This is a genomic window from Streptomyces sp. NPDC056527 (assembly GCF_042794475.1).
GTDB lineage: Bacteria > Actinomycetota > Actinomycetes > Streptomycetales > Streptomycetaceae > Streptomyces.
The window spans coordinates 19,254-43,150 of the sequence record NZ_JBHTTQ010000063.1 but is presented as its reverse complement, the minus strand read 5'-3'; the positions used below and the strand labels follow the sequence as shown (position 1 = coordinate 43,150).

Below are 23,897 nucleotides of genomic sequence, written 5' to 3'. Positions count from 1 at the left end.
TTCCCCCGCGGCGGCCCGTGGTTTGGGGGGGGGGCCCCCCCCCCGCCCCCCGGGTCCCGGCCCGGGGGGCCCCCCCCCCGGTGGGGGCGGCCCCCCCTCCGCCGTCTGCGCCCCCTTGTCAGCGCCGCAGGCGTGCCCACGGGGTGAACGTGAAGACCGCGCCGCCGAGCAGGATCACCGTGCCCGCGACCAGGGCGAGGGCGCGCAGGGCGCCGTCGTCCTCGGCGCCGGTCTCGGCGAGGCCGCCGCCGGAGCCGGCCGAGCCGGAGCCGCCGCCGGACGCCGCGTCACCGCCGCCCGACGCACCGCCCTCCTGCTTGGTCGTGTCGAGCTCCAGCGAGGCCTGGACGGCGCCCTTGACCTGGCAGGGGATCACGATCGGCGAGCCGCCGAGCGAGACGTTGATGGTCAGGGTGCCGGGGCTGAGCGTCGCCTTGCCGCTCGCGCCGGGCTTGTACGTGCCCTTCATGTCCGGCAGGTCGACCGGCTTGCCCTGCTCCAGCGGCGCGGCGTTCGCCGGGCCGTCGACCTTGACCGTGCCGCTGTCGGCGCCGCCGAGCTTGATCGCCATGGAGGGCTTGAGGGCCCCGGCGGGAAGCGGGGCGGGACTGTCCATGACGCCCTTGGCGGTCTTGACCGTGAGGTCGTAGCTCCCGCCGTTCTTCTTGGCGTTGATGGTCACCTTGGAGGTGATGTTCGCCGGGCCCGGCGACTGGCACGAGAACTGGACCGAGACCTCCTTGCCCGCGAAGTCGGTCTGCCCGCCGCCCCCTCCGGTGGTGCCCCCGGATGCGGTGCTTCCGCCGGACGTGGTGCCTCCCGAGGTGGTACCTCCGGACGTCGTTCCGCCCGATGTGGTGCCGCCCGACGTCGTACCGCCCGACGTGCTGCCGCCCCCGCCCCCCGACACCTTGATCGTCGCCCCGACCGCCACGGTCTCCTTCGGCGAACACTTCGTGTCCGTCGACATCGGCTTCGAGACGTTGATGTTGTACTTGTCCGGCGTCAGCGTGATCTCGCCCGCCTTCTCCAGCTTCAGCTTGCCCTTCATGTCCGGCAGCACCATCGGGCTGTTCTTCGGGATCGGCGGGTTCTGCCGCGGGCCCTCCATGTTCAACGTGCCGCTCGCCGCTCCACCGACCTTGATGACGCCGGTCGGCTTCACCGTGTCCTTCTCCAGGTCGAGGATGTCGGGGTTCTTGGACGCGGCCTCGACCGTCTTCCAGACGACCTCCACCTCGTCGCCGACCTTCGCCTCCGCCGGTGCCGTGATCTGCACCTTCGTCGTGCCCTGTACCGGCGGGAGGCCGGAGATGGACGGCGGAATGCACTCGGTCTTGTACGCGACCTCGGCGGCCTGAGCGGGGCTGGCGGCCAGCATGATCCCCGCGCCGCCGAGCATCAGCGCGACTCCCGCCGCGCTCATCCTCCGTTGCGTGCTCACTGATGTCCCTTCGTCGTCGGGCTGATCTCTGACGGTGCGGACGGTGCGGAGTCCGGGGTGAACCACGGCAGGACCGTGGTCGTGCTGGTGGTTTCGTCCCGCTCGGGGGCGGGACCGCTTTCGGGTGTACGGACAAGGGCGCGGCGACGGCGGTGTCCGGAGCGGGACCCGGCGGCGCCGCCCGGCCGGACGCGATCCACGACCGCCATGCCGATCCGGAAGAGCGCGGCCGGGACGACCACGGCGAGCAGCAGCCAGAACAGCGTCACGCCCCAGGGCCGGCCGACCCCCCACGGCTGGTCGACCAGGACCTTGCCGGCGTACTTCACCGACACCTCGTAGTCGCCGTGCGCGCCCGCCGACAGCTCGACGGGCAGCTTGATCTGGGCCTTTCTGCCGGGCTCGATCGTGCCGCGCCACTGCCGTTCCTCGTACTGCGGCGAGAAGACGCCATGGGCGGTGCCGACCTGGAAGACGGGGTCCTTGACGGGGGCCTGGCCGAGATTGCCGACGGTGAAGACGACCTCGCGTCGGGCGGGTGCGCCGAACCAGACCAGGACGCCGCTGGAGCCTTCGAGGCGTACGGAGGCGAGGACGGCCAGCCGGCCGTCGCCGGTGGCCTCGGGCAGCGGGGCGGTCGGATGGCCGGCGACGGTGAAGGCGACGTCCACGACGTCCTGTTGTCCGGTGACCCCGGCCACGTGCACCACACAGGGGCAGGGCTTGGGCGGCTCGGCCACCGGCAGCTTCTGGCTGAAGGCGCCCTTGGCGTCGACGGTGGCGGCCCGGCCGAGGGTGTTGGCGCACGAGTTGGTGCCGCCGATGACGCCCTTGCCGGGCGCGGACTGACCGCACATCAGCAGCATGAGCAGCGCGCCCGGCTTCCAGCCGGCCCCGCTCACGGTGATCTCGCCGCCCTTGCCGCCCTCGGTCTGCGACAGGGTGACGGTGGGTCCGGGCGCGGCGGACGCCCGGGCGGCGGGCAGCAGGGCGAGCGCGAGCGTGGCGAGGACCAGCCCCACGACCGCCGTCGCCCGGCGACGCGCGCCACGACCGGGGACGGACGCGGCGCGCGCGCCCGGCGCCCCGGCCCCCGCCGCGAACAGAGCGCTCACGCCCAGCCGCTCCGTACCGCTCGTACTCATCGGTCCGCTCCTGCCGTCGCGTCCACCAACTGGGGTTCCTCCACCGGGAATCCGGGCCCTTCCGCGGCCGGGTCGGCCCGGCGCTCCCGGTCGCGGCGTCTTCGGGCCGCGAGCACGGCCGCGCCCGCCACCACGAGCAGGACGCCCGCCCCGCCGGCGATCGCGCCGCCGGAGACGAAGACCCGCTCGGCGCGGGCGCTCGCCGCCGGGGCTCCCGGGGCCGTGGCCCGCAGGTGGAGCGTGATCGAGTCGAGCGCGGGCGGATCGGGCCAGGCTTCGCTGCGGGTGATCCGTTCGCCGGGGCCGAGGGTGAGCGGCAGGGCACGCGAAGGGCGGTCGACGACGGTGCCGTAGAGGCCCTCGGCGCGGAGGGACAGGCTCGGGGCGAGCACCGTGTTGCCCCGGTTGACCAGGGTGTAGTGCACGGTGCCCGAGCCGTCGAGCCGTACCTTCTCGACGGTGAGCGCCGCCAGGCTCGGCCCGCTCACCCGCAGGTGCACCGGCACCCGCACCTCGCGCCCGCCCGCCTCCGCGCTCACCGTTCCCCGGTGCTCGCCGGGGACGGTGTCCGCCGTGACGGTGACGGCGAACGGCACGTCCGCCCGGGTACGCGCCGGTACCGTCACCGTCCGCGCGGCGAAGGCGAGCGGCGTGCCCTGCCCGTCGAGTCGTACCGTGAGCGGCTTCGGGCCCAGATTGGTGAGGGAGAGGGTGTCCTCCAGGACGCTGCCGGCCGCGCCCTCCAGATAGACGTACGGCCGCCCTTCGGCCGCGCCCGCCGTCCACCCCGGCGGCGCGGGCGCCGCCGCCACCGCCCCGAGCAGCGCGGCGACCGCGGTCGCCGTACCGGCCCACGCCCCCCGCATCAGCGTGCCGTGCGCCGGGTGAGCCAGAGCACGCCGGCCGCGCCGGTCAGCAGCACCGTGCCGCCGAGGGTGGCCAAGGCCGTCGCGGAGTCGAGCGGCCCGGTCTTCGGCAGCTCGCCGCCGCTCGTGGACTGCGTCTCTCCCGAAGAGCCGCTGCCCGCGGCCGTCACATCGAGCTCCAGCGCCGGCGCGGGGTTGTTCTTCGGGGTACAGACGGCCGCGTCCATGCCGAGGGCGTGGACGGTGAGCACCCCGGCCGTGAAGGTGACCTTGCCGCTCTTCTTCGGTGTGTACGTACCCGTCAACTGCCCGATCTTGATGGGGGTGTTGGGCGGGATGGCCGCCGTGTTCGGCGTGCCCTTGACCTTGATCGTGCCCGAGTCGGCGCCGCCGAGCTTCAGCTCGGCTCGCGGCGTCATGACACCTTTGGGCAGTTCGATGGGGCTGTCGGACACGCCCTTCTCGAAGGACATGGTGATCGTGTAGCCGCTGCCGCTCTTGACGGCCTTGATGTCGACGGGCGAGACCGCGCCCTTGGGCCCGATCTTCGTCTCACAGGCGTAGTCCACGTCGACGACGGCGGCCTGCGCGGCGGGGGCGGAGGCCAGCACCGCCGAGCCCGCCGCCGCCGCTGCCAGCGCGAAAGCTGTTCTCCTCCGGTACGGCACCTCAAGCACCCCTCACCGCGAAGTTACTGACGGCTTATCAGATTGGGCGTCAAGGTACGCCTGGGGCGTTGTAGAGGGAAGACAAAGGGCAGACCGAAGTGCGCGCCCCTCACCGGGCGCGCCACGGCGGTCGTACGGACGTACTAGGCGGGAGCCGCCAGTTCGGCCCAGACCGTCTTGCCGGGGGCGCCGGGCCTGCGCTCGATCCCCCAGTCCAGACAGAGCCGCTGCACGATGAACATGCCGTGCCCGCCGGGCCGCCCGGCCCGGTGCGGGGTGCGCGGCGCCGGCTGCCCGGCGCCGCGGTCGGCGACTTCGAGGCGCAGCACCTTGGCGCGACGCAGCACGCGCAGCACCTCGGGGCCCTCGGCATGCAGACAGGCGTTGGTGACCAGCTCGGAGACGACCAGCAGGACGTCCTCGGCGGCGGCCCTGGCGTCGGCGGTGGCGGCCGGGAGCCAGCCCCAGTCGTAGAGCGCCGTCCTCGTGAAATCGCGGGCGAGCGGGACGGTACCGCTGGTGGCGCCTAGCGCGAGCGTACGCACATCGAGGTCGACGGGGCCCACGACGGGGTCCACCGACTCCTCGATCTCCCTGCCACCTGCAGCAGTGTCCATCAGCGCTTCACCTCACCGATTCAACCGACTCAACGGAATCAACCGATTCACCAGACAACGGACGAAACCGGGGCTCTCCTGCCCGGTCTTTTGCCGACAACACCCGTCGCTCAGTCGGGCAGCGCCGCCGCGAGCGAGTCGTGCACGGTGAAGACGACGTCCGCACCGGTGATCTCGAAGACCCGGGCCACCGCCGGGCGCATTCCTGTCAGATGGACCCCGCCCCCTGCGGCGTCGGCCTTCAGCCGGGCCCCGAGGAGCACGTTGAGTCCGGTGGAGTCGCAGAAGTCGAGGCGTGAACAGTCGACGACGAGCCGTGACCGCCCGGCGTCGAGGGCGCGGTCGAGTGGCGCACGCAACACATCGGCCGTGTGGTGATCGAGCTCACCCACCGGGGTGAGGATCTCGGTCGCCCCCACGGTGCGGACCTCGACCCGCAGCCTCCCCGGCTGCGCGCTGCCGATGTTCTGGCGGTCCATGACCGTGCCTCTTCTCGCTCTCGCGGATGCCGGTTGACGTGCCACGAACCATACAAGCGACGTGCCACGGCTTGCACATGAACTCCACCACAAAGTGGAGCAAACCCGACAATTGACACTTGCAACCAAGTGTGTCGAGCAGGTAGGGCTAGTAAAGGACATTCGAAACGACCGGCTTTGGAGGCGCCGCAAACCGCAGCAGGAAGAAACGATGGAGGAGACCATGTCACCCCGGCTCGACGCCACGCGTACCCCCGACGCGCCGTCGGCAGAAACAACTCCGCCCCCCACCCTCAGCCTTCCCCAGCAGTTTCACGGCGACCTGACCGAGGATCTGCCCGAGATCGGGCCCTTCGACAAGGTCGACCCGATCGACGCCCGGGCGCTCTCGAAGACGCTGTTCGCCCGGCTCGACGCTCTCGAAGAGGGCACGCACGAGTACGCGTACGTCCGCAACACCCTGGTCGAGCTCAACCTCGCCCTGGTCAAGTTCGCCGCCTCCCGGTTCCGCTCCCGCAGCGAGCCCATGGAGGACATCATCCAGGTCGGCACGATCGGTCTCATCAAGGCCATCGACCGCTTCGAACTGGCCCGCGGCGTCGAGTTCCCCACCTTCGCGATGCCGACCATCGTCGGCGAGATCAAGCGTTTCTTCCGCGACACCTCGTGGTCCGTGCGCGTCCCGCGCAGGCTCCAGGAACTCCGCCTCGACCTCGCCAAGGCCGGTGACGAGCTGTCCCAGCGGCTCGACCGCGCACCGACCGTCGGCGAACTCGCCGAGGAGCTCGACCTGAGCCGCGACGAGGTCGTCGAGGGCATGGCCGCCAGCAACGCGTACACCGCGAGCTCGCTGGACGCCCAGCCCGACGAGGACGACGGCGAGGGCGCGCTCGCCGACCGGATCGGCTACGAGGACCACGGCATCGAGGGCATCGAGTACGTCGAGTCCCTCAAGCCGATGATCGCCTCGCTGCCACCCCGCGACCGGCGCATCCTCTCCCTCCGCTTCGTCGCCGGCATGACCCAGTCGGAGATCGGCGAGGAGTTGGGCATCTCCCAGATGCACGTCTCCCGGCTGCTCTCCCGGACGCTGGGCAGGCTGCGCAAGGGGCTGACCCTGGAGGAGTGACCTGCGCGCTCCCCAAGTGACGTGTGGAAAGGGCCTGTTCTTCACCGGACGGGCCCTTCCGCGTTATTGACGGAACACCCGGAATGGGACACATTGAGCCCGGGGTTCAGGGGGGAATCGCATGGTTTCTGCGTACGCGGAACTGGAAGAGCGGATGCGTGACAGGCTCGGGGGCAGAGAGTGCCTCCATGTGCCGTCGTGCCGCTTCGGTCTCTATCTGGCGCTGCGCCACTGGTGCAGACCCGGCGGACGCGTGCTGATGTCCCCGGTCAACGACGACGTCATCTTCTTCGTGGTCCTCGCCGCAGGACTGCGCCCCGTCCAGGCGCCGCTCGACCCGCGCGACGGCTCGATCGACACGGCCGCCGTGCCTGATTCCGTATGGCGCGGGCTCTCCGCCGTCCTGACCACCAATCTGTACGGGAATCCCGACCCTGCGCCCGAACTGCGCGCCCGGTGCGACACGTTGGGGATCCCGCTCCTGGAGGACGCCGCCCACGCCATCGGCTCGGAGGTCGGCGGCCGGCCGGTCGGCACCTGGGGTGAGGCGTCGGTGTTCAGCCTCTCCAAGCACACCGGAGCCAAGACGGGCGGCTTCCTCGCCCTCGCGGACCCGACCCTGCGCGCGGAACTGACCGCCGCACGTGACGAGTTGCTGCACCCGTCCCGTACGACCGCCGAACTCGCCTACCTCGTACGGCCGTACGCCGAGGCGGCCGTCCGCGGACTTCGCCTGGTCAAGGCCGCGCACGCCACGCTCCGGCTGCTCGGGCGGCAGGAGCGCGAGGAGATCCGGATGCCGCTGCGGGCCGGCGAGTTGAAACAGGCCCTCGCCGCCGCGCCGGGGCTCGCACCCTTCCACTCCTGGGTCCGCGTCGACATGCACGACTACCGCCTCGGCCCGGGGCCCGGCCGGCTGCGCCGCACCGGACGGCTCCTGGACCGCCTCGACACCACCCTCGCCGCCCACCGGGCCGGTACGGAGCGTCTCCTTGCCTGCGAGTGGGGCGCGGGCACGGACCCGGGCACGGTCCAGCCGCTCTTCCGGGTCCCGCTGCTCGTCGAGGACCGGGACGCGGCCATCGCCGCGCTCGCCCGCCGCCGGATCGTCACCGGCTATCTCTACGACCCGCCGCTCGACACCTACGCGGGCGAGGTGTTCACCGACCCCTCCCCCGCCCCGGAGCCGGCCGCCTGGTTCGCCCGCCACGCCCTGCCGGTGGACCCGCGGCGGGCGGGGGAGGTGATCGAGGTGCTGCGCACGGCGGGCGTCCGGCCTGTACGGCCCCCGGCCGGCCCCCACGCACCGGACGACGCGCGGCCGTGGCGCGGCGACCGTGGCTGAGGCGGTCCGGCTGCACAAGCCGGATGAGGAGGAACGGGACCAGGGGCCGTCGGAGGCCGACGCGCCCGAGACCGGCTCCGGCGGGGACTCCATGTTCCGCAACGCGTACGCCCTCATGCTGTCCACGGGCGTCTCGGCGGCACTCGGGCTCGGCTTCTGGCTGGTCGCCGCCCGCTACTACACCGAGGAGGCCGTCGGGCAGGGCTCCGCCGCCATCGCCGCACAGCGGCTGCTCGCCTCGATCACCGCGACCACGATGATCGGCGCCGTCGTCCGCTATGTGCCCCGGGCCGGCCGGACCACCGGCCTCCTGGTCCGCAGGATCTATCTCGTCAGCTCGGTCGTCGTCGCGCTGGCCTGCGGGGCCTTCCTCCTCACCATCGACTGGTGGGGCCCCTCGTACGCGCCGCTGGGCACGCTCTCCGCCGGGCTCTTCTTCACGGCCTCCTGCGTCGGATGGGCGCTGCTCACCCTCCAGGACGGGGTCCTCACCGGACTCAGGCGCGCCTTCTGGGTGCCCGTCGGCAACGCCGGCTTCTCCATCGGCAAACTGCTGCTGCTCGTCGCCTTCGCCACGACCATGCCGGTCCTCGGCGTCTTCGTCTCCTGGTCGGCGGCGATCGCCCTCTCCGTCGTCCCGCTCGGCTGGCTCGTCTTCCGCCGGCTCATCCCCCGGCAGGCCCGAGCCGACCGCGACCGCGAGCCGCCCGCCATGCGCGAGATCGGCCGCTTCATGGCCGGGGACTCCGTCGGCGCGCTGTTCAGCCTCGCCATGATCAACCTGCTGCCGGTGATGGTCGCCGTCCGTTTCGACGCCGCCCACAACGCGTTCTTCTACACCGCGTACACCGTCGGCGGCACGATGGAGTTCATGGCCATCAACATGGCCTCCTCGCTCACCGCGCACGCCTCGCACAGCCCGGAGTCGCTCGCCGAGGGCGTCCGCGGCGCGCTGCGGCGCATGGCGCTGCTGCTCGTCCCCGTCGTCCTCGTGCTCGTCGTCTTCGCCCCGCAGATCCTCTCCCCGTTCGGCGCGGACTACGCCGACCACGGGACGATGGTGCTGCGGCTCCTCGCCGCCGCCGCGCTCCCCCGCGTCGCCGTCGAGCTGTACATCGGCGTACTGCGCGTCCAGGGGCGTACCGGCGCGCTCGCCGTCCTCCAGGGCGCGATGTGCGTCCTCGTCCTCGGCAGCGCGGCCCTGTTGCTCGGCCCGATCGGGATCTCCGGCGCCGGACTCGCCATGCTCGGGTCGATGACGCTGATGGCGGCGGCCTCCGCGCCCGGCCTGCGGTCCGCGCTGAAGGGTGGGCGCAAGGAGGTCGAGTACGGCACCAACTGGGCCCGGCGCGCCGCCGAACAGGGCGGCTACGCGGCGGAGTGGACGCGCGGGGGCGCTGCGGCGGACACCGTCACGCCGGCCTTCGGGCTGCCGGTGTACGTACCGCGTCCGGAGCGCGAGCCGGAGCGCGCTGCCGACCCCGGGGCATCGGGGGACGACGGGCCGGCGACCTGGCTGTGGCTGCTCCTCGGCCTTGCCACCGGCCTCTTCTGGATCCCGCTCGCCCGCGCGGGCGGCCTGGGCCTGGACCAGCTGTCCGGTACGCGGCTCATCAGCGCGCTGCCCCCGGTCACGCTCACGGCCGGCATCCTGCTGATCGTGCTGCACGTGGCCGTGGTGTCTCTGCGCCGGATCCGACCGCTGCTCGCCGCGACGATCCTGCTCGCCACCTTCCTCGCCCTGCACACCGCGCCGCCGCTGCTCGGCATCCACCCGGACCCGGCGACGGGTCCTGGCGCGGGTCTGGTCCCGGACCCCGCACTGCCGGTGCTGCCGATCGCGGCCCAGGGGCTGTGCCTGCTGCTCGTGGCGGTGCTGCTGCGGGTCCTCGGCACCGGGGGGCGGACCACGGTCTGCGCGGTCTGGGTGCTGGTCTGGGCGGGCTGGGCGGGCCAGCATGCCTTCGCGGCGGCCCCGCTGCCCGTCCTGCTGGGGCTGTGCGGGGCCACCATGGCGGCGGTCGCGGGACGCGGGCTCAGGCGCCGATGACCGCGAGCCGCACCGCCCCGGAGCCGACCGGGCCCCGGGGCTGCCGGTTCGGCTAGCCGGCCGCGGGGAACACGAAGAAGCCGGCGTCGGTGCTGACGTAGCCGTAGCCGGACTGCCTGGCGGAGAGCGGGACGTTGTCCTCGGGCAGGTCCTTCACGAGCACCTTCTTCGTGCGGGCGTCGACCGCCAGCACGGTGTCATCGCTCTCCTCCGTCGTGCCGTACAGCACAGCGCCGTTCGGGGAGAAGCGCAGCGGCGTCATCGCCTTCTCGCCCTCCTTCTGCGCCCAGACCTCCGTGCCGTCCGCGAGCTGCCACACGGTGGAGCCACGCTCGGTGGCCGCCGCCGCGAGCTGGTGGTCGGGGGAGAAGACCGACGAACCCTCGGTGTTGATCGTGTCGCCGGGGAAGTCCTCGTAGGCGTACCTCGTCGAGCCGCCGATCTGCTTGCCGCTCGCCAGGTCGTACGTCGCCGTGACCCATGTGTCGGTCAGGAAGGCACCGGCACCCCACGCGGTGAGGATCCGGCCGTCGCGGACGTCGAGGACGCGGATGCTGCCGCTGGTCCGCACGCCCTTGTCGTCGAGCTCCACGCCCTTGGGCGGGGTGACGTCCGCGCTGCTCCAGACCTTCTTGCCGGTGGCGAGGTCGGACATCACGAGCTCTTCCGGATCCGTCTCGTACGTGGATCCGTTGTTCACGTGGAAGGTGTACTTCCCGGTGATCAGCGGGGCGTGGCCCGAGCCGCCGTCGATGTCCTTGTTACGGGGGTCGAACGAGCAGCTCGCCTGGAGCCCGCCGCAGGTGACCTTGCGGGGTTGCCCGCCGCCGATCGGGGTGAGCTGGAGCGTCGCCTGGTCCGCCTGCTCGATCAGGTGGCCCTCGTGGACGTGGAAGGGGGTGTCGCCCTCGTGCTCGGCCTTGCCCAGCTCGGCGCCGTCGCTTCCGTAGACGGTGATCGTGGTGGTGGTGCCCTCCGCGCTCAGCCCGTCGGACTCCGTCGTGCTGCTGCTGCGGACCTCGAACGCCGGCACGCCGTCGCGCCAGGTCGTGGCGGCGACGCGCTCGGTCGTCACCTTGAGGGTCTTCCGTACGGCTCCGGTCTTCACATCGCGGAACTCCAGCTCGACGGGGCCCGGTTGATCGGTGGAGTGGAGGAGGCCCGTCGTGCCGTCGAGCGGGTCGTCCTTGGAGCCCCCGCCCGATGCGTACTCGCCCGCGCCGGTCTTGACGAAGAGGAAGGTGTCGCCGAGGTCGATGGCGTCGGCGCGCGGCAGGCTCCACGCCTGCTTGTCCGCCAGGCCGGGTATCGCGGGGCCGCTGTAGACCGGGCCGCCGGCCTTCGGGGCGTCCTTGGGCGCGTCCGAGGCGCCCTTCTCCGGCGCCTTGCCGGCTTCCGCGCCGTCGGAGGAGCCGCAGCCCGCGACGAGCCCGAGCGACAGGACGAGTCCTGCCGCCATCACTGTGTACTTGTTCATGTCCCCGTTGCTTTCCGCCTGTTACGCATGAATGGGGTGACGCGACGGATCGATCCGCGTGATCACCAGGCAGAAGCATAGGCTCCGCTAATGGCGTGGAACGCGCTGCCTGAAGTACGGATCAAGGCCCGCAGTCCTGTATCCCTCGAGCGCGGGGCCGGAGTTGACGGTGAGATCACAGCCGGGCCCCGGCACGGCCCGGTTCCAGTGGACGTACGCCCGGACCTTCGGCAGCTTCGGGACCACCTCGGGGATCTTCTCGTACCACTCGCGCTGACGCTCGGGCCGGCGCGGATCGGGTGCGGTCGCGAACTCCGACAGCATGACGGGCTTGTTCGCGGAGATGTTCTCGCGCAGCCACTCGTAGCTCGGCCGCTGACTGGCCTCGAAGTCGAGCCAGTCGGGCGACTTGTGGCACTGGTAGTAGTTGTACTGGTCCATGCCGATCCAGTCGACGTACGCGTCCCCGGGGTAGAGCGCCTTCATCTGCTCCTTGTGGTCGAGATAGCCGGAGACGGTCCAGACCCACACCACGTTGCGCACGCCCAGTCTCTCGAAGCGGTCGCGCAGATGGCGGTAGGCGGCGACGTACTCGGCCGGGGTCCCCGCGCCCTCCTTGATGCGGAAGTCGGTCTCCTGGTCGAAGGAGAAGAAGACCCGCTTGCCGTACGCCTTGATGCGCCGCGCCTGCGGGTCGATGATCGACTCGTCGTACATCCCGGAGGCGATGTTCTTCCAACCGAGCTGTTTCTCGCTCCAGTTGGCGTGGTGCTTCTCCTTCCAGACGGTGGACTCCCAGGCCAGCATCAGCAGCCGTTCCCGGCCCAGCTCCTGCTCGTCGGGGGTGAGGAGTTCGCCGTCGACCGGGTTCCCCGACATGTCGTGGTACGTGTAGACGAGGTCGAGCTTGCGCCCGATCTTCTTCTCGAAGGCGTATACGGGCCGGGTGAGCGAGCTGTCGCTGTCGTACGGGATGTAGGCGCCCCACCAGGCTCCGCAGGGCAGGACCAGGTCGGCGTCGGGGGTGCAGCGGTCGTCGCCGTCGGCCTTGGTGGCCCAGACGCCTATCCCGGCGGCGAGCGCGGCGACGGCGGCGAGGGCGATCGCGGTGTGGGCCCGTCGCTGCGGCTCGGCATGGCGTCCGCTCATCGCCCGCCACCGGGCTTTCGTTTGGCCCGGGCGCGGCTGCTCTCACGCTCGGCCGCGCCGCGCGTGGCGGCCGGCAGCGGCACGCCGGGCAGAGCGGCGACGACGGTCACGAAGGCCGCGAGGGCGACCAGGAACGCCGTCGTGGAGAACGCCTCGACCAGGAAGAGCGAGGTCGCGGCGAGCGTGGCGAGCGAAAGGCTGACGGGCGCGGCGAGCGCCAGCGCCTCGAGCCGGGCCCCCGGTCGCAGTCCGCCCGGCTGCGGGTGCAGCAGCGCGAGGCCGGGCGCGAGGGCCACGAAGGCGAGGACGGGGATCCAGCGCAGCGGGGAGCCGCCCGGCAGCGCGGTCGCACCGAGCGCGAGCCACCCGGAGGCCGCCAGGGCCACTCTGAGCTGGAGGTGGGCGTGGACCATGGCGTACTCCTGGTGCTCGGGTGCGGTCGGTCAGGAAGCGGTGGACGGCGGCCGGTACTCCAGGACGAGCCCGTGCTCGCTCTCCTCCACGACATGGAAGAGCGGGGAGCGCTTGAGGTCCTCGCGCAGGGTCCGGAAGCTGCCGGGCGGCAGATAGCCCTCGCCGATGACGGCCTTCTCCTGGGTCGGGGTGAGGACGACGAAAGCGGGGCGGCCCTCGGGGATGCCCCGGGCGAGATAACCGGCCGGGTCCTTCAGCATCTTCAGGTTCTCCGGCACTTCCTGCTCGGTGAAGAACCAGCGCTCGTAGTGGTCGTAGCGGTAGTAGGCGCCCGGGAAGGAGCCGGTGGTGGCGAGGATCAGCGCGCCGTCCGGCGCCCGGTCGTAGGCGCGCCGGGTGAGCGCGAGCTCGGCCGGCGGGGCGTAGTGCATCCCCTCCTTGCCGTAGTAGGAGGGGAGGAAGCCCGCCAGCAGGGCGATGACGGCGAGCGGCAGCGCCACGGCGGCGGTACGACGTGCGACCACGGCCTTCCTGCCGACGGCGCCCGCCGCCGGGACGAGGGCGGCGGCGGCGAAGAACGCGGTGCCGGGCAGCCCGAAGAGATAGACGCGGAAGAGCATTTCGCCGCCGTAGTCGTTGACGGCGAACATGGGCACGGGTGCGGCGGCGGCGAGCAGCAGCGGCAGGGCGCTGCGGACGAGTCTGCGGCGCAGCAGGACGGCCGTGCCGGCGAGTGCGGCGAGCGCGAGCACCATCAGGATGTTGGCGGTGCCGACCAGTTCGGGGCCGGGTCCGGTGGGCTCCCCCGCGTATCCGGCGCGGGAGTTGGAGAGCAGGTCTCCGGCCGAGTCCTTGAGGGTGCTCATGGTCTCCAGGAAGAGCACACGGCCCATGGTCAGGTCCCAGGCCAGCATGATGAGGCCGGTGACGACGAGCAGCCCGATGTTGCGGTAGCGGCGGGTGAGACAGAGCGCGAACAGGGTGGCGCAGAGCATCACCGGGGTGAGCTGGTGCGAGGCGTTGATGGTCGCGATGAGCGGGGCGATGATCAGGACGCAGATCGCGCGCTGCTTGAGCGTGGTGGGCGGCGGGACGGCGGCGGCGGCCGGGTCGAGCGTGGTGCGCTCGCGCAGCCGTCCCGCCGAGCCGGGCCGGACGAAGTGCCGGACGACGACGGCGAAGACGGTCAGATAGAGCAGATACGAGAAGCCCTGCGGGGAGAGGTAGTCCTGGCCGACCCAGTTGGCCAGCTGGAAGATCCACACCCCGGTCCACACCAGCCGCCAGTCGTCGCTGAAGGTGCGGTAGATCAGCAGCAGGACGGGGAGGGTGAGCAGGCCGAGGGCGACCGGTGCCCAGTTGATGAACGAGGCCGCCGAGTCCACGCCGAAGGCCCGTACGAGCGCCGCGTCGAGCGAGAAGAAGCCGGGCCACTGGTCGTACGCCGACATGCCGCCGGACAGCTCGCGCTGCGGATGCACCGTGCCCTCGACGAGCAGCCGACTGATCACGGCGTCGTGCTTGGACGCCCAGGCGTAGCGCACGGAGTCGTAGAGGACCGCCGGCGGCGCCTTGAGCGCCACGAGCATGGCGACGCTGTAGGTCGCCGGCCACCACGGCGCGGTCCCGGCCCGCCGGAGCGTGACCAGGAAGCCGCAGGTCAGGACGGAGAGACAGGCGTAGTACGCGAGCGGGAACCGGTCGAGGAGCCCGTAGTCGGCGATGTCGCGGAAGCCGATCCGGGGCAGCGCGTACAGCCAGAGCGCGGCGGCCACGAGCAGCGGCAGCACGCTGAAGACGGTCTGCGGGCCCGGGAGGGAGCGCGAACGGGCCGGCTCCGCATCGGGCCGGCGGGCGTCGGGAGGCGACGGCACGCTGCTTCCGGCGGCCGGTGCGGACACACGTTGCTGCACGGTGACACTCCCCCCACGAACCCCACGAACTGTCCCCTTCAGCGAAGTATAGGAACGGACTTCGCCTTTGTACGCGTATTCAACTCCCTTGCCACATAAGGGAATTGACGATCACAATCAGCCCGCGAAATCCGGTCCCCTGAGCAGCGCGCGGGCCCTGCGGTACATCCGCCAGCCCACCGTCGGCAGCGAGTCCGGATAGGGCGCCGCCTTGGCTCCGCGCCCCTCCATCCAGTTCTCGATGTCGGCGACGGTGTGGCCGCGGCGCAGGATCAGCCGGGCTATCCGGTACCGCTCGTCGGACTCCGAGCTGAGGGCATGCCGCACGGCGACGGCCGAGACGTATCCGGCGGCGACGGCGGCACGGCGCACGGCCGGGCTGTTGTAACCGTGCGGGTAGGCCAGATGGCGGACCTCGTGCCCGAGCACGTCCTCCAGGACGGCCTTGGACTCGCGCAGCTCGCGCCGGAGGTCCCCCGGCCCCAGGGTGTCGAGCTGCGGGTGCGTGACCGTGTGGCCGCCGACCTCCATCCCGTACTCCTCAAGGCGCGGTGCCTGGGCCAGCGTCATCATCGGCGCGGGCGGCAGCAGACACGCCCGGCCCGGGGTGATCGCCCCGGTGGTCAGATACGCGGTGGCGGGCAGGTCACGGGCGGCGAGCGCCTCGGCGGTCGGTCCCGGCAGATCGGCGAAGCCGTCGTCGAAGGTGAGGACGACGGGCCGGGGCGGCAGCGGGGCGCGGCGGGCGAAGTGGTCGGCGAGCGTTCCGACGGTGACGGGGGTGCGTCCGCTGGCGACGATCGCGTCGAGCTGCGCCCCGAACTCCTGCGGTGTGACGGTGAATTCGGCGATCCACGCGGGCGGGTCGTCCATGACCGCGTGGTAGAGCAGGACGGGGATCCGGGTGTGGGCGGGCGCGCTCATCTCGCGCCTCGCATCCGGAGACGGGCCTTGGCATAGCCGATCGGTCCGTAGATCATTCCGCGTCGCTCCAGTCGGGAGAGGCTGCGAGGCCAGGGATGGGTGGGGACGCCGTGCTCGCCGGGGACGGCGTGCTCCCCCGGGACTCCGTGTTCCCCGGGGACGGCGTGGGCGTCGGCGACTTCTCGGTGGGCGGTCATGTTCTTCGCGTACACCAGCCCGCGGGGCAGCCGGGCGAGGAGCGCGGGCAGCAGCGACGGCCTGCGTACGAGGGTGGCGGTGAGGTACGCGGTGAGGCCGGCGCCGTAGCCGTACGCCTGGTTCCGCAGGTCCTGCCAGGTCTCGCGGTGGTGGTGCCACACCAGGGCCTCGGCGGTGTAGCGGAGCCGGAACCCGGCAGCGAGGACGGCGACGAAGGCGTACAGGTCGTCCCCGCCACGGGCGGCCGTGCCAGTGCCGGTGGCCGGGTCGAAGCCGCCGACGGCCTCCAGTGCCCGGGCCCGGAAGGCCATGTTGGCGCCGGAGCCGAAGCTGCCCGCGGTGAACGGGAAGAGCGGCTCGTCGGCGGGCGGGCGCAGCGGGTCGTACAGCCGGGGCGCGAAGCCCTTGGCGAAGCCGCCGTGGGATTCGAGGAGGATCTGGGCCGGGGTGCGCAGCCTGGCGGGCAGGATGAGGCCGGTGACGCAGCCGAGTCGCGGGTCGGCCGCGAAGGGCGCGGTCAGGGCGGTCAGCCAGTGCGGATCGGCGACGACGTCGTCGTCGGTGAAGGCGACGATCTCCCCGCGGGCGTGGGCGAGGCCGGTGTTGTGGGCGACGGCGAGTCCGGGCGTGTCCTCGCGGACGTACCGGACGCGGTCGGCGTACTTCCGGGTGACGAGCTCCTCGGTCTCCCGGGTGGTGGGCGCGTTGTCCACGACGAGGAGCTCGTGGTCGGGATGGTCCTGGTCGAGGAGGGAGTCGAGGGCACGGGCGAGCCGGTCGGCGCGCTCGCGGGTGGCGACGACGACGGTGGTGCGCGGCGGTACGGCTCCGGGCGCTTCGGGCTCTCTCGGTTCGTCCTCGTGGCGGGCGAGCCGGGGCCGGGCGAGCGCGGCCAGCACCTCGGCGGCGTCGGCGCCTTCGGGCACGTGCCCGAGCACGGTGGCGGCGGGCCGGCCGCGGAGCCGCACGAGCGCGTAGACGTCACCGGCGACGGCGGGCGGGCCGCCGGGGGCGGGCCGGAAGGAGAGGACGGGGCCGTCGGGCGAGCCGAGATCGAGGTCGGCGACGGAGAGGGCCTGCATGCGGTTCATTCCTGTTCCCCCGCGGAGATGGGCGGACGGCTCGACGGAGCGGTGTGGGCCTGCTCGGCGGCCTACGGCCGCCGGCTATCCACCGGGCCGCAGACGGGCGAGCCGGTTGAGGGTGCGACGGCCCCGCGCGGCGAGCGCCGGCCGGTTCCGTACGAAGCTGTGGGCGCGGCGGGACGGCTCGCGGGAGAGCCAGTAGAGCCCGGCGCGCACCCCCGTGCGGACCACCGACCCTTCGTACACGGTCAGTTCGCCGGTCTTCAGGGCGTCCTTGTACTCGGCGGCTCCCCGGCCGAGGTCGAGCATCCCGATCCCGGCCGCCGCGGCGGCCTCCGCCATCCGCAGATGCAGGATCAGCCCCGGCGAGTACTTGGCGAACTCGGGGTCGTAGGAGGGGAACCAGCAGGAGAGCACCGTGCGGGACCGCAGCCCGAAGTGCGCGGCGACGGCCCGGTCGCCGGCGTACAGCACGGACAGGACACCGGAGCAGTCGGGCGTGCGCAGCTCGTGCAGCCGCCGGACCAACGTGTTGATCCACTCCTTGGCGAAGCGGTCGCGGCGGCCGGTCCTGCGGTACTGGGCGGACTTCCACTCCATGAGGGTGCGCAGGGCCTCCGGGTCGCGCTCGTCGAAGACGAACCGGGTGGCGCCCGCCTGCCGTCCGAGCCTGCGCTCCTTGGCGAGCGTGGTCTTGAGGAACTTCGGCGACTGGGCGCGCAGCACGGCCTCGTACGCGGCGTAGCCCTCTCCGACGTCGATGACGGGCGAGGCGAGCGCCTCGGCGGCGGCCCCCTCGAACGTCGGCTGCGCGGCCTCCAGATTGTCGAACTCCCAGGCGGAGAGACCGCAGACGCGCAGCAGCGCGCGGGCCGACGGCCTCAGGCCGGGCCGCAGGACGGCACCCTGACAGTCGGACACTCCGAGCCCGATGGCCCGGCCATGCCCGAACGGCCCTTTCTCGTACGGGAAGAAGCCGACGGGCTCGCCGTCCTCCCACCACACGGCCACCCGCGCCCGGGGCCGCACGGCGGCGACGGCCCGGGTGAACTCCGGCCCCATGAAGGGATTGTCGGGCGCCCCGGACTTCCCCCGCAGCTCACGCCACGCATCGGTCTCGCGTGCGGTCAGCTCCCCCGGTGTCACGATCTTCAGACTGGCGGCGGCCTGCGTACGAGATCGCATGCGGCCGGCCTGCGTGCGGACAGCACTTTTACGGACAGCGCTCAACTCTCCGACCCCCCGGTCTTCCCCCCTGAGTCCTGCCGGTACAGGACGGTACCGGTCGAAAACCCTCCGGGACAGGGCTACTCGACCTTTCTGTGACCGATCCGTGAAGGAGTGTGCAGGAGGGTAATTGGTGGTGATCAAGAGACCAATGGGGCATGTCGGCGGAGGGCTTGAGAGGTCTCCGGGGCGAGACTCCGCGTCACCCGGGCAACGCTAGGGTGCGTGCATGCTGATAGGTACGGGACGGTCGGCGGACGTGTTCGCGCTGGACGACGACTGGGTGCTGCGCCGCTACCGGGACGGTGCGGACGCGGCGCACGAGGCCGCGACCATGGAGCACCTGGCCTGCCACGGCTACCCGGTGCCGCGGGTCCGTTCGGTATCGGGCCCGGAGCTCGTCATGCGCCGGCTGACCGGCCCTTCGCTGCTGGACGCCCTGCTCGCGGGCACGGTCACGCCCGAGTCGGCGGCGACGGTCCTGGCCGGCCTTCTGCACCGCCTCCATGCCGTTCCGTCCCCGGCGCCGGCCCCGCTGCTCCACCTCGACCTGCACCCGGGCAACGTGATGCTGACGCCCGAGGGTCCGTTCGTGATCGACTGGTGCACGGCGGAGGCGGGCGATCCGGCGCTGGACTGGGCGATGTCGGCCCTCATCCTCGCGGAGGTCGCGGTGACCCCGGTCCCGTACGCCGACGGCGCGCGGGCGGGCCTGGCGACCTTGGTGTCCCTCGCGGACGCGGGCCCCCTGCCGCTGGCGGGGGCCCGGGAGCGCCGGGCGCTGGACCCGCACCTGGACGAGGCCGAACGCGCTCGCCTGGACGAGGCGGTGGCGCTGGTGGCGGCGCTGGAGGTCAGTCCAGCGTCTGGATGACCTCGCTGCGGGTGGAGGTGTGCACGACTCGGGCGCGCGCGCCGTTGACGAGGGGCAGGTACGGCGCGATGTGGCCGCACTCGACGTCGGCGATGATCGGCACGCCCAGGGAGCCGAGGGCGTCCATGACCGCTTCGTGCTGGGTGAGCGAGGGGGCGTCGGGCGCGGACGTCCGGCCGACGAGAACGGCGTTCGCGCGGTCGAAGAAGCCGGCCAGCCGCATCCCGTGCAGGTACCGGCAGATGCTGAGGGCTTCGTCGCCGCACGCCTCGACGTAGACGATGAGCCCTTCCGGGGCGTGCTCGCGGGCGAAGGCCGAGACGTCGAGATACGGCGTACCGGCGGCGTTGCACACGGTCTCGATGCAGCCCCCGATCAGACGCCCCTCGACGTCCACCTCACCGGTGCCGTCCAGGCGGGTCCAGCGGCCGGGCGTATCGAGGGCGAACTCGCTCGTCTCGGGGTGCAGTTGCCAGTCGTCCCAACCGGAGGAGCGGTGCCGGCCGGGCGGAGTCTGCGTGAACGGCCGCCCCTGCGGAGCGGCGACGATGTCGAGCCACGAGAGCAGCCCTTCGGGCGCCCGGTACGGGGTGTCCATGAGGTTGTTGCCGTGCAGGGTCGCCACCCCGGTGAGGAGGGTCAGCGGCGTCATGAGGGTCGACATGTCCGAGTACCCGACGAGCCAGGTCGGCTCGGCGTCGCGCAGCCGCCGCCAGTCGAGCAGAGGCAGCAGATCGATCGCGGTCTCCCCGCCCCACGGCGGCACGACGGCCCTGATGCCGGGATCGGTCAGCATCTCCGTCAACTCGCCCGCCCGCTGGGCGGCCGGCGCGCTCACATGCCCGGCACCGTCCATGCAGGCCCCGACGACGACCTCGTACCCCCGCGCCTCCACATGCCGGATCGCCACGTCGAGACGGGCACGCAGATCCTTCGGGACACCACTCGAAGGAGAGGTGACACCGATACGGTCACCGGGACGGAGAGGGCGGGGGTATCGAACGGACATGCGCGGGATTCTGGCACGGTCGGCCCCGGCGGCTCGACGGATTTCCGCCGGGCGCCGCCCGGCCCGGGCGGATCAGATCGCGCGGGCTCCCCGGCGCCAGACCTCGGCCACCAGGGGGACGCCCGGGCGGTAGGCCAGGTGGACGTGGGACGGGGCGTCCAGGATCGTCAGGTCGGCGGTGGCGCCCGGGGAGAGACGGCCGATGTCCGTGCGGCGGAGGGCCGTCGCGCCGCCTGCCGTGGCCGACCAGACCGCTTCGTCCGGGGTCATGCCCATGTCCCGTACCGCGAGCGCGATGCAGAACGGCACCGACGAGGTGAAGGACGAGCCCGGGTTGCAGTCCGTCGACAGGGCCACCGTCACGCCCGCGTCCAGGAGGCGGCGGGCGTTCGGCCACTCGGCGCGGGTGGAGAACTCCGCGCCGGGGAGGAGCGTGGCGACCGTGTTGCCCGAGGCCAGGGCGTCCACGTCCTCGTCCGTCAGATGCGTGCAGTGGTCGGCGCTCGCCGCGTCCAGTTCCACCGCGAGCTGGACGCCCGGGCCGTACGAGAGCTGGTTCGCATGCACCCGCGGGTGCAGGCCCTTCGCCATGCCGGCCGTGAGGATCGCCCGCGCCTGGTCCCCGTCGAAGGCGCCCTTCTCGCAGAAGACGTCCACCCAACGGGCGTACGGCGCACAGGCGTCGAGCATCTCGCCGGTCACCAGGGCCACGTACCCGGCCGGGTCGTCGGCGTAGTCCGGGGAGACGATGTGGGCCCCCAGGTAGGTGACCTCGTCCGTGTGCGCGGCCGCGATGCGCAGCGCACGGGCCTCGTCCTCGACCGTGAGGCCGTAGCCCGACTTGGTCTCGAAGGTGGTCGTGCCCTGGGTGAGGGCCTCGCGCATGTAGCGGGCGACGTTCGCCGACAGGGCCTCGTCGGTGGCCGCGCGCGTCGCCGCCACCGTCGTGCGGATGCCGCCCGCCGCGTACGCCTGACCGGACATCCGCGCGTTGAACTCCGCCGTGCGGTCGCCCGCGAAGACGAGGTGCGAGTGGGAGTCCACGAAGCCGGGGATCACCGCCCGTCCCCCGGCGTCGACCCGGTTGTCAGTGGCCGGTGCTTTGCTGGATTCACCGACCCAGACCACGCGGTCGCCGTCCATGACGACGGCCGCGTCCTGGATCAGGCCGAGAGGGGTTCCATCACCGAGAGAGGGGTCGTTGGTGACCAGACTGGCGATGTTGACGATGGCGGTGGCCGCCGTGGCCACGGCGCTGTTCGCGCTCGTGGGGGCGGAGCTCGCCGCTGTGTTGTTCGTCGCCGCGGGGCCCGTGTTCATGGTGAGAGGTGTCTCCTTCAGCCGCTTCAGCCGCGCAGTGCGGCGATCGATTCCGCGAGGGCACGGGGCACGTCCGGCACGGACTGGTGGACCCCGTCCCGTACGACATGGCGGCCGCCCACGACCGTGTGCCGCACGTCCGCGGCCGACGCTGCGAATACCGCCGTCTCGGCTGCCAGACGCGGCACCGGTCCCGCTGTCCTGACCGAGTCCAGGGCGATCGTCGTGAAGTCGGCCAGCGCTCCGGACTCCAGGGTGCCCGCCTCGCCCCAGCCCAGCGACGCGTGACCGTCGGCGGTCGCGGCCCGCAGCAGGGCCGCAGCCGTCCAGTGGCCGCGCGTGCGGGAGCGGAGGCGCTCGTTCAGCTCCATCGCCCGGGCCTCCTCCAGGAGGTCGATCACGGCGTGGCTGTCGCTGCCCAGCGAGAGCGGGGAGCCCGCGCGCTGGAGGGCGACGGCCGGGCCGATGCCGTCGGCGAGGTCGCGTTCGGTGGTCGGGCACATGCAGGTGCCGGTCGTGGAGGAGCCGATGAGCTCGATGTCCGCGTCCGTGAGGTGGGTGTTGTGGACACCGGTCGTCAGCGGGCCGAGCACCCCGTGGTCCGCGAGGAGCTGCGTGGGCGTGCGGCCGTGGGCCGCGAGGCAGGCGTCGTTCTCGGCCGTCTGCTCCGAGAGGTGGACGTGCAGCGGAGCGCCCCGCTCGCGCGCCCAGTCCGCCACGGTCGACAGCTGATCGGCCGGGACCGCCCGTACGGAGTGGATCGCCGCCCCGATCCGGACGCCGTCCCCGCCCTCGCGCTCCTTGAGCAGCGAGACGCGCTCCGCCCAGGCGTCGGCCGTGCCGTCGGAGAAGCGGAGCTGGTGCTGGTCGGGCGCGGCGCCGAAGCCTGCGGAAAGGTAGGCCGTGTCGAGGAGGGTGATCCGGATGCCGGCCTCGGCCGCTGCCTCGATCAGCGCCTCGCCCATCGCGTTGGGGTCGGCGTAGGGGGTGCCGCCCGGCGCGTGGTGCAGGTAGTGGAACTCGCCGACCGCGGTGATCCCGGCGAGCGCCATCTCGGCGTACACCGCACGCGCGAGGGCGTGGTACGTCTCCGGGGTCAGCCGGGACGCCACCTGGTACATCACCTCGCGCCACGTCCAGAACGTGCCGGAGCCGACCTGGACCGTGGAGCGCAGGGCACGGTGGAAGGCGTGCGAGTGGGCGTTGGCGAGCCCGGGGATCGTCAGTCCGCGCAGGACGACGGCGCCGGGGGGCGGGGTCTCCAGGCCCGTGGTCACGGCCGTGATGCGACCGTCGGTCACGGCGAGCGCCACGCCCGGCTCGACGTTCGTGTCGAGCCAGGCGTACTCCAGCCAGTACGTCACCTGCACGCGAGCCCCTCCAGTACGTCGGCGAGTGCGAGGACCCCGGCGACACAGTCGTCCTCGGCCGCGAACTCGGCCGGGGAGTGCGAGACGCCCGTGGGGTTCCGTACGAACAGCATGGCGGTCGGGATCGATTCGGACAAAATACCCGCGTCGTGTCCGGCACCCGTACCGAGGACCGGGGTCTTCTCCCCGAGGACGGAGGCGATCTCGTCCCGCAGCGCGTGGGCGAACTCCACGACGGGCGTGAAGGACTCCCGGACGACCGTGAGGTCGATGCCGTGCCGGTCGGCGTAGTCGCGGGCGGCGGTCTCGACGCCCGCGATGACCGTGTCCAGGGCGCCCTGGTCGGCAGCGCGCGCGTCGAGCCAGCCGCGGACGAGGGAGGGGATGGCGTTGACGCCGTTCGGCTCGACCGCGATCTTGCCGAAGGTGGCGACGGCGCCCGCGAGTTCCGCCTCACGGCGGGCGGCGAGGACGGTCTCGGCGTAGGTGAGCATCGGGTCGCGGCGGTCGACGAGCCGGGTGGTGCCCGCGTGGTTGGCCTCGCCGGCGAAGTCGTACCGCCAGCGGCCGTGCGGCCAGATCGCGGAGGCGATGCCGACGGCGTCGCCGCTCAGGTCCAGCGCGCGGCCCTGTTCGACGTGGAGCTCGACGAAGGCGCCGATGCGGGCGAGCCGCTCCGGGTCCGGGCCGATGGCTTCGGGGTCGTACCCCGCCGCCTCCATCGCCTGCGGGAGGCTGATGCCGTCGGCGTCGCGGAGCTCGTACGCCTGCTCCTTCGTCAGCCGGCCGGCGGTGAGGCGGGAGCCGACGCAGGCGAGTCCGAAGCGGGCACCCTCCTCGTCACCGAAGTTGGTGATCGCGAGGGGTCGCTCGAACACGACGCCACGGGAGCGCAGTTCGTCGAGCGCGGCGAAGGCGGAGACCACGCCGAGCGGGCCGTCGAAGGCTCCGCCGTCGGGTACGGAGTCCAGGTGCGAGCCGGTGACGACCGCGTCCCCGGCCGCCGGGTCGCCGAGCCAGGCCCACTGGTTGCCGTTGCGGTCGACCTCGTAGTTCAGCCGACGGGCCTCGGCCTGCATCTGGAACCAGAGCCGGCAGTCGGCGTCGGCGGCGGTCCAGGCGTAGCGGCGGTAGCCGCCGGAGGCGGCGCTGCGGCCGATGGGCCGCAGCGACCGCCACATGGCGTGGAAGCTC

Annotated in this window: 21 protein-coding genes; 4 read left to right on the top strand and 17 right to left on the bottom strand. The window is 72.5% G+C overall.

Annotated elements, in window-relative coordinates:
• Positions 1 to 118 precede the first annotated feature (118 nt).
• The 6 genes from ACFQ7Q_RS25675 to ACFQ7Q_RS25650 form a co-directional block, all read right to left on the bottom strand.
• Positions 119 to 1,426 carry a hypothetical protein gene (locus ACFQ7Q_RS25675; RefSeq protein ID WP_383559095.1) on the bottom strand — a complete coding sequence of 436 codons (1,308 nt, stop codon included), beginning with the start codon at positions 1,424 to 1,426 and terminating at the stop codon, positions 119 to 121.
• Between the two features lie 14 nt (positions 1,427 to 1,440).
• Positions 1,441 to 2,589, bottom strand: a complete 1,149-nt coding sequence (locus tag ACFQ7Q_RS25670; RefSeq protein ID WP_383559094.1) for a hypothetical protein — start codon at positions 2,587 to 2,589, stop codon at positions 1,441 to 1,443.
• Positions 2,586 to 3,455 (bottom strand): hypothetical protein, encoded by an 870-nt coding sequence (locus ACFQ7Q_RS25665; RefSeq protein WP_383559092.1) that lies wholly within the window; start codon positions 3,453 to 3,455, stop codon positions 2,586 to 2,588. The genes ACFQ7Q_RS25670 and ACFQ7Q_RS25665 overlap by 4 nt, the downstream gene beginning before the upstream one ends.
• Positions 3,455 to 4,123, bottom strand: a complete 669-nt coding sequence (locus ACFQ7Q_RS25660) for a peptidase (RefSeq protein WP_383559090.1) — start codon at positions 4,121 to 4,123, stop codon at positions 3,455 to 3,457. The genes ACFQ7Q_RS25665 and ACFQ7Q_RS25660 overlap by 1 nt, the downstream gene beginning before the upstream one ends.
• A gap of 143 nt (positions 4,124 to 4,266) precedes the next feature.
• Positions 4,267 to 4,740: an ATP-binding protein gene (locus ACFQ7Q_RS25655; RefSeq protein WP_383559089.1), complete on the bottom strand. Its 474-nt coding sequence runs from the start codon at positions 4,738 to 4,740 to the stop codon at positions 4,267 to 4,269.
• Positions 4,741 to 4,850: 110 nt separating this feature from the next.
• Positions 4,851 to 5,219 carry an STAS domain-containing protein gene (locus ACFQ7Q_RS25650; RefSeq protein WP_383559088.1) on the bottom strand — a complete coding sequence of 123 codons (369 nt, stop codon included), beginning with the start codon at positions 5,217 to 5,219 and terminating at the stop codon, positions 4,851 to 4,853.
• A gap of 211 nt (positions 5,220 to 5,430) precedes the next feature.
• On the opposite strand from ACFQ7Q_RS25650, the gene ACFQ7Q_RS25645 reads away from it, so the two are divergent.
• The 3 genes from ACFQ7Q_RS25645 to ACFQ7Q_RS25635 all read left to right on the top strand — a co-directional run bounded on the left by ACFQ7Q_RS25645 (position 5,431) and on the right by ACFQ7Q_RS25635 (position 9,743).
• Positions 5,431 to 6,348: an RNA polymerase sigma factor SigF gene (locus ACFQ7Q_RS25645; RefSeq protein WP_383559086.1), complete on the top strand. Its 918-nt coding sequence runs from the start codon at positions 5,431 to 5,433 to the stop codon at positions 6,346 to 6,348.
• Between the two features lie 154 nt (positions 6,349 to 6,502).
• Entirely contained in the window at positions 6,503 to 7,693 is a 1,191-nt protein-coding gene (locus ACFQ7Q_RS25640) for a DegT/DnrJ/EryC1/StrS family aminotransferase (RefSeq protein ID WP_383559101.1), read from the top strand.
• Positions 7,686 to 9,743 (top strand): lipopolysaccharide biosynthesis protein, encoded by a 2,058-nt coding sequence (locus ACFQ7Q_RS25635; RefSeq protein WP_383559085.1) that lies wholly within the window; start codon positions 7,686 to 7,688, stop codon positions 9,741 to 9,743. The genes ACFQ7Q_RS25640 and ACFQ7Q_RS25635 overlap by 8 nt, the downstream gene beginning before the upstream one ends.
• 52 nt (positions 9,744 to 9,795) lie before the next feature.
• On the opposite strand, the gene ACFQ7Q_RS25630 is transcribed toward ACFQ7Q_RS25635, so the two are convergent.
• From ACFQ7Q_RS25630 to ACFQ7Q_RS25600, 7 genes are all read right to left on the bottom strand, one after another.
• Positions 9,796 to 11,220 (bottom strand): hypothetical protein, encoded by a 1,425-nt coding sequence (locus tag ACFQ7Q_RS25630; RefSeq protein WP_383559084.1) that lies wholly within the window; start codon positions 11,218 to 11,220, stop codon positions 9,796 to 9,798.
• Positions 11,221 to 11,307: 87 nt separating this feature from the next.
• Positions 11,308 to 12,369 (bottom strand): glycoside hydrolase family 26 protein, encoded by a 1,062-nt coding sequence (locus ACFQ7Q_RS25625; RefSeq protein ID WP_383559083.1) that lies wholly within the window; start codon positions 12,367 to 12,369, stop codon positions 11,308 to 11,310.
• Complete coding sequence (locus tag ACFQ7Q_RS25620; RefSeq protein WP_383559082.1) at positions 12,366 to 12,782, bottom strand: hypothetical protein; 417 nt, start codon at positions 12,780 to 12,782, stop codon at positions 12,366 to 12,368. Before ACFQ7Q_RS25620 ends, ACFQ7Q_RS25625 begins: the two co-directional genes overlap by 4 nt.
• A gap of 30 nt (positions 12,783 to 12,812) precedes the next feature.
• On the bottom strand, positions 12,813 to 14,696 hold the full coding sequence (locus ACFQ7Q_RS25615) for a hypothetical protein (RefSeq protein ID WP_383559081.1): 1,884 nt from the start codon (positions 14,694 to 14,696) through the stop codon (positions 12,813 to 12,815).
• Positions 14,697 to 14,813: 117 nt separating this feature from the next.
• A complete protein-coding gene (locus ACFQ7Q_RS25610; protein ID WP_383559080.1) occupies positions 14,814 to 15,620 on the bottom strand; it encodes a polysaccharide deacetylase family protein in 807 nt (268 codons plus the stop codon).
• Positions 15,617 to 16,909 carry a glycosyltransferase gene (locus tag ACFQ7Q_RS25605; RefSeq protein ID WP_383559079.1) on the bottom strand — a complete coding sequence of 431 codons (1,293 nt, stop codon included), beginning with the start codon at positions 16,907 to 16,909 and terminating at the stop codon, positions 15,617 to 15,619. Before ACFQ7Q_RS25605 ends, ACFQ7Q_RS25610 begins: the two co-directional genes overlap by 4 nt.
• A 75-nt stretch (positions 16,910 to 16,984) precedes the next feature.
• Positions 16,985 to 18,088, bottom strand: a complete 1,104-nt coding sequence (locus ACFQ7Q_RS25600; protein ID WP_383559078.1) for a GNAT family N-acetyltransferase — start codon at positions 18,086 to 18,088, stop codon at positions 16,985 to 16,987.
• Between the two features lie 271 nt (positions 18,089 to 18,359).
• On the opposite strand from ACFQ7Q_RS25600, the gene ACFQ7Q_RS25595 reads away from it, so the two are divergent.
• The gene (locus tag ACFQ7Q_RS25595) at positions 18,360 to 19,004 is read left to right on the top strand and encodes a phosphotransferase (RefSeq protein WP_383559076.1); all 645 of its coding nucleotides are present in this window, start codon (positions 18,360 to 18,362) and stop codon (positions 19,002 to 19,004) included.
• Here the strand turns inward: ACFQ7Q_RS25595 and ACFQ7Q_RS25590 are convergent.
• From ACFQ7Q_RS25590 to ACFQ7Q_RS25575, 4 genes are all read right to left on the bottom strand, one after another.
• The gene (locus tag ACFQ7Q_RS25590; RefSeq protein ID WP_383559074.1) at positions 18,985 to 20,013 is read right to left on the bottom strand and encodes a S66 peptidase family protein; all 1,029 of its coding nucleotides are present in this window, start codon (positions 20,011 to 20,013) and stop codon (positions 18,985 to 18,987) included. The genes ACFQ7Q_RS25595 and ACFQ7Q_RS25590 overlap by 20 nt on opposite strands.
• A gap of 72 nt (positions 20,014 to 20,085) precedes the next feature.
• Positions 20,086 to 21,333, bottom strand: coding sequence for an imidazolonepropionase (gene hutI / locus ACFQ7Q_RS25585; RefSeq protein ID WP_383559072.1), 1,248 nt, complete (start codon positions 21,331 to 21,333; stop codon positions 20,086 to 20,088).
• Between the two features lie 26 nt (positions 21,334 to 21,359).
• Positions 21,360 to 22,703: a formimidoylglutamate deiminase gene (locus ACFQ7Q_RS25580; protein ID WP_383559071.1), complete on the bottom strand. Its 1,344-nt coding sequence runs from the start codon at positions 22,701 to 22,703 to the stop codon at positions 21,360 to 21,362.
• Positions 22,694 to 23,884, bottom strand: coding sequence for an allantoate amidohydrolase (locus ACFQ7Q_RS25575; RefSeq protein WP_383559099.1), 1,191 nt, complete (start codon positions 23,882 to 23,884; stop codon positions 22,694 to 22,696). Before ACFQ7Q_RS25575 ends, ACFQ7Q_RS25580 begins: the two co-directional genes overlap by 10 nt.
• Between the last annotated feature and the right edge of the window lie 13 nt (positions 23,885 to 23,897).